This window comes from Arthrobacter terricola (assembly GCF_004354015.1).
GTDB lineage: Bacteria > Actinomycetota > Actinomycetes > Actinomycetales > Micrococcaceae > Arthrobacter > Arthrobacter terricola.
On sequence record NZ_SMRU01000071.1, the window covers coordinates 1 to 5504 of the forward strand.

A 5504-nucleotide genomic window follows, 5' to 3' on the forward strand; every position below is an offset into this window, starting at 1 on the left:
ATGGCGTGCTTTTGTGGCGTGTTGTTGTTGGGTGGGGGCCGGGTGCGTGGCTGATTTGCTTTGGTTGCGTGGTTCGGGTAAGTTTGGAAAGTTGCTCCGGAGCGATCCTGACGGTTGTTGGGTGGTGTCGGGTGTGTCTGTTGTTTGAGAACTCAATAGTGTGCCAAGTTTGTTGATACCGATTGTTTTTTGATTGGTTGATTTGCTGGGCTGCTGCGCACCCCCGTGTGTGGTGGTCTGGTTTTTTGGCTGGTTTCAGATTTTTGCGATGCTTTGGTGGTCTTTTTCCGGCTGCCGGGTGTTGTTTTCGTTTTTTTGTTTTTGACGGAGAGTTTGATCCTGGCTCAGGATGAACGCTGGCGGCGTGCTTAACACATGCAAGTCGAACGATGAGACGGTGCTTGCACCGTGGATTAGTGGCGAACGGGTGAGTAACACGTGAGTAACCTGCCCTTGACTCTGGGATAAGCCTGGGAAACTGGGTCTAATACCGGATACGACCGCTCCACGCATGTGGTGGTGGTGGAAAGCTTTTGTGGTTTTGGATGGACTCGCGGCCTATCAGCTTGTTGGTGGGGTAATGGCCTACCAAGGCGACGACGGGTAGCCGACTGGGACTGAGACACGGCCCAGACTCCTACGGGAGGCAGCAGTGGGGAATATTGCACAATGGGCGCAAGCCTGATGCAGCGACGCCGCGTGAGGGATGACGGCCTTCGGGTTGTAAACCTCTTTCAGTAGGGAAGAAGCGCAAGTGACGGTACCTGCAGAAGAAGCGCCGGCTAACTACGTGCCAGCAGCCGCGGTAATACGTAGGGCGCAAGCGTTATCCGGAATTATTGGGCGTAAAGAGCTCGTAGGCGGTTTGTCGCGTCTGCTGTGAAAGACCGGGGCTCAACTCCGGTTCTGCAGTGGGTACGGGCAGACTAGAGTGATGTAGGGGAGACTGGAATTCCTGGTGTAGCGGTGAAATGCGCAGATATCAGGAGGAACACCGATGGCGAAGGCAGGTCTCTGGGCATTAACTGACGCTGAGGAGCGAAAGCATGGGGAGCGAACAGGATTAGATACCCTGGTAGTCCATGCCGTAAACGTTGGGCACTAGGTGTGGGGGACATTCCACGTTTTCCGCGCCGTAGCTAACGCATTAAGTGCCCCGCCTGGGGAGTACGGCCGCAAGGCTAAAACTCAAAGGAATTGACGGGGGCCCGCACAAGCGGCGGAGCATGCGGATTAATTCGATGCAACGCGAAGAACCTTACCAAGGCTTGACATGGACTAGTAAAGCGCAGAGATGTGCTCCCCTCTTGAGGCTGGTTCACAGGTGGTGCATGGTTGTCGTCAGCTCGTGTCGTGAGATGTTGGGTTAAGTCCCGCAACGAGCGCAACCCTCGTTCTATGTTGCCAGCGGTTCGGCCGGGGACTCATAGGAGACTGCCGGGGTCAACTCGGAGGAAGGTGGGGACGACGTCAAATCATCATGCCCCTTATGTCTTGGGCTTCACGCATGCTACAATGGCCGGTACAAAGGGTTGCGATACTGTGAGGTGGAGCTAATCCCAAAAAGCCGGTCTCAGTTCGGATTGGGGTCTGCAACTCGACCCCATGAAGTCGGAGTCGCTAGTAATCGCAGATCAGCAACGCTGCGGTGAATACGTTCCCGGGCCTTGTACACACCGCCCGTCAAGTCACGAAAGTTGGTAACACCCGAAGCCGGTGGCCTAACCCTTGTGGGGGGAGCCGTCGAAGGTGGGACCGGCGATTGGGACTAAGTCGTAACAAGGTAGCCGTACCGGAAGGTGCGGCTGGATCACCTCCTTTCTAAGGAGCGCTGTGCATTGTGTTCCTGTTGGCCCTGTGGGGGTTGGCGGGGCGGGTGCCAGGTAGCAAGCCCGTTGCGCAGGCGGATGTTCTGCGGCGGGTGCTCATGGGTGGAATATCAACGAATCATTTTTTGGTGGCATTGCCGTGTGGTCTGTGCTCTGGTGCTAGTACGACGCCTTCTTCCTTCTGTCCGTTTGTGATGGTGGGTGGGGGTGTGGGGAACGTGTCGGGGGTGTGGGTTGTGTGGTGGTGTTTGGTGCACTGTTGGGTCCTGAGGCAACAGGCCCTGCTGGTTTCTGTGTCTGTGCTGCGCGCGTTGTGTGTGTGGGGCGGGTGTGGGGGGTGGTGGGTGTTGTTTCTGGTTTCCTGGTCTTGTGCTTGTCCTGCGCGTTGTGTGTGGGGTGGGTGTGGGGTACGGGGTTGTTGTTTGAGAACTACATAGTGGACGCGAGCATCTTGTAAAGCAATTTTGTTTTTGATGTTGAACCTGGTTTTTTCCGGGTTCTCTCGAAATAGTTTTTTGATCTGTGTGGTCAAGTTTTTAAGGGCGCACGGTGGATGCCTTGGCATCAGGAGCCGAAGAAGGACGTAGGAATCTGCGATAAGCCTGGGGGAGTTGATAACCGAACGGTGATCCCAGGATGTCCGAATGGGGAAACCCCGCCAGACGCTTTCGGGTGATCTGGTGACCCGCATCTGAACACATAGGGTGCGTGGGGGGAACGCGGGGAAGTGAAACATCTCAGTACCCGCAGGAAGAGAAAACAAGAGTGATTCCGTTAGTAGTGGCGAGCGAACGCGGATCAGGCTAAACCGTTTCATGTGTGATAGCCGGCGGGCGTTGCATGGGCGGGGTTGTGGGACTTTGCGTGTTGGTTCTGCCGGACCGGCGAGGTGTGTGTGCAGGCATAGGTGAACGGTCTTGAAAGGCCGGCCGGAGAGGGTGTGAGCCCCGTAACCGTAATGTTGTGTGCCGCTTGTGGAGTATCCCGAGTAGCACGGGGCCCGAGAAATCCCGTGTGAATCTGTCAGGACCACCTGATAAGCCTAAATACTTCCTGATGACCGATAGCGGACCAGTACCGTGAGGGAAAGGTGAAAAGTACCCCGGGAGGGGAGTGAAATAGTACCTGAAACCGTGTGCTTACAATCCGTCAGAGCCTCCTTGTTGGGGTGATGGCGTGCCTTTTGAAGAATGAGCCTGCGAGTTAGTGTTACGTCGCGAGGTTAACCCGTGTGGGGTAGCCGTAGCGAAAGCGAGTCTGAACAGGGCGAGTGTAGTGGCGTGATCTAGACCCGAAGCGGAGTGATCTACCCATGGCCAGGTTGAAGCGACGGTAAGACGTCGTGGAGGACCGAACCCACTTCAGTTGAAAATGGAGGGGATGAGCTGTGGGTAGGGGTGAAAGGCCAATCAAACTCCGTGATAGCTGGTTCTCCCCGAAATGCATTTAGGTGCAGCGTTGCGTGTTTCTTGCCGGAGGTAGAGCTACTGGATGGCCGATGGGCCCTACAAGGTTACTGACGTCAGCCAAACTCCGAATGCCGGTAAGTGAGAGCGTAGCAGTGAGACTGTGGGGGATAAGCTTCATAGTCGAGAGGGAAACAGCCCAGACCACCAACTAAGGCCCCTAAGCGTGTGCTAAGTGGGAAAGGATGTGGAGTTGCTTAGACAACCAGGAGGTTGGCTTAGAAGCAGCCATCCTTGAAAGAGTGCGTAATAGCTCACTGGTCAAGTGATTCCGCGCCGACAATGTAGCGGGGCTCAAGTACACCGCCGAAGTTGTGGCATTCACATGGTTTCCAAGCCTTCGTGGTTCAGGAGTGTGGATGGGTAGGGGAGCGTCGTGTGGGCGGTGAAGTCGCGGTGTGAACCAGCGGTGGAGCCTACACGAGTGAGAATGCAGGCATGAGTAGCGAAAGACGGGTGAGAAACCCGTCCGCCGGATGATCAAGGGTTCCAGGGTCAAGCTAATCTGCCCTGGGTAAGTCGGGACCTAAGGCGAGGCCGACAGGCGTAGTCGATGGACAACGGGTTGATATTCCCGTACCGGCGAAAAACCGCCCATGCCAAGCGGGGGATACTAACCGCCCGGAGCCTGCCCTAGCACCCTTGTGGTGTGTGGGTTTTGGCCGAGCGCGGGACCTGATCCCGGGAGGCAAGCGTATTAACAGGTGTGACGCAGGAAGGTAGCCGGGCCGGGCGATGGTTGCCCCGGTCTAAGGATGTAGGGTCAGCGATAGGCAAATCCGTCGCTGTGTCTTGGATGACGTGCCTGAGATCTGATGGGACTCCCGCAAGGGGGGATCCGGTGATCCTATGCTGCCGAGAAAAGCATCGACGCGAGGTTTTAGCCGCCCGTACCCCAAACCGACACAGGTGATCAGGTAGAGAATACCAAGGCGATCGAGAGAATTATGGTTAAGGAACTCGGCAAAATGCCCCCGTAACTTCGGGAGAAGGGGGGCCCTGACCTTGAACGGTTCTAGCGACCGGGAGGGGATAGGGGCCGCAGAGACCAGGGGGAAGCGACTGTTTACTAAAAACACAGGTCCGTGCGAAGTCGCAAGACGATGTATACGGACTGACTCCTGCCCGGTGCTGGAAGGTTAAGAGGACCGGTTAGCCGCAAGGCGAAGCTGAGAATTTAAGCCCCAGTAAACGGCGGTGGTAACTATAACCATCCTAAGGTAGCGAAATTCCTTGTCGGGTAAGTTCCGACCTGCACGAATGGAGTAACGACTTCCCCGCTGTCTCAACCATAAACTCGGCGAAATTGCAGTACGAGTAAAGATGCTCGTTACGCGCAGCAGGACGGAAAGACCCCGAGACCTTTACTATAGTTTGGTATTGGTGTTCGGAGTGGCTTGTGTAGGATAGGTGGGAGACGTTGAAGCTGTCACGCCAGTGGCGGTGGAGTCATCGTTGAAATACCACTCTGGTCACTTTGGACATCTAACTTCGGCCCGTGATCCGGGTCAGGGACAGTGCCTGATGGGTAGTTTAACTGGGGCGGTTGCCTCCTAAAAAGTAACGGAGGCGCCCAAAGGTTCCCTCAGCCTGGTTGGCAATCAGGTGTCGAGTGTAAGTGCACAAGGGAGCTTGACTGTGAGAGAGACATCTCAAGCAGGGACGAAAGTCGGGACTAGTGATCCGGCGGTACATTGTGGAATGGCCGTCGCTCAACGGATAAAAGGTACCTCGGGGATAACAGGCTGATCTTGCCCAAGAGTCCATATCGACGGCATGGTTTGGCACCTCGATGTCGGCTCGTCGCATCCTGGGGCTGGAGTAGGTCCCAAGGGTTGGGCTGTTCGCCCATTAAAGCGGTACGCGAGCTGGGTTTAGAACGTCGTGAGACAGTTCGGTCCCTATCCGCTGCGCGCGCAGGAAATTTGAGAAGGGCTGTCCTTAGTACGAGAGGACCGGGACGGACGAACCTCTGGTGTGTCAGTTGTACTGCCAAGTGCACCGCTGATTAGCTACGTTCGGATGGGATAACCGCTGAAAGCATCTAAGCGGGAAGCTCGCTTCAAGATGAGATTTCCACCCACCACGAGTGGGGAAGGCCCCCAGCCAGACCACTGGGTTGATAGGCCGGATGTGGAAGACAGGACTAACGACTGTTGAAGCTGACCGGTACTAATAGGCCAACGACTTACACCACACACCACCCCCC

2 rRNA genes are annotated in these 5504 nt (G+C 55.9%); both read left to right on the forward strand.

Annotated elements, in window-relative coordinates:
* Window positions 1-321: 321 nt before the first annotated feature.
* Window positions 322-1821, forward strand: a 16S ribosomal RNA gene (locus E1809_RS26050).
* Window positions 1822-2355: 534 nt separating this feature from the next.
* Window positions 2356-5492, forward strand: a 23S ribosomal RNA gene (locus E1809_RS26055).
* The 16S and 23S rRNA genes sit together here, the layout of an rRNA operon.
* The last annotated feature ends 12 nt before the right edge of the window (window positions 5493-5504 follow it).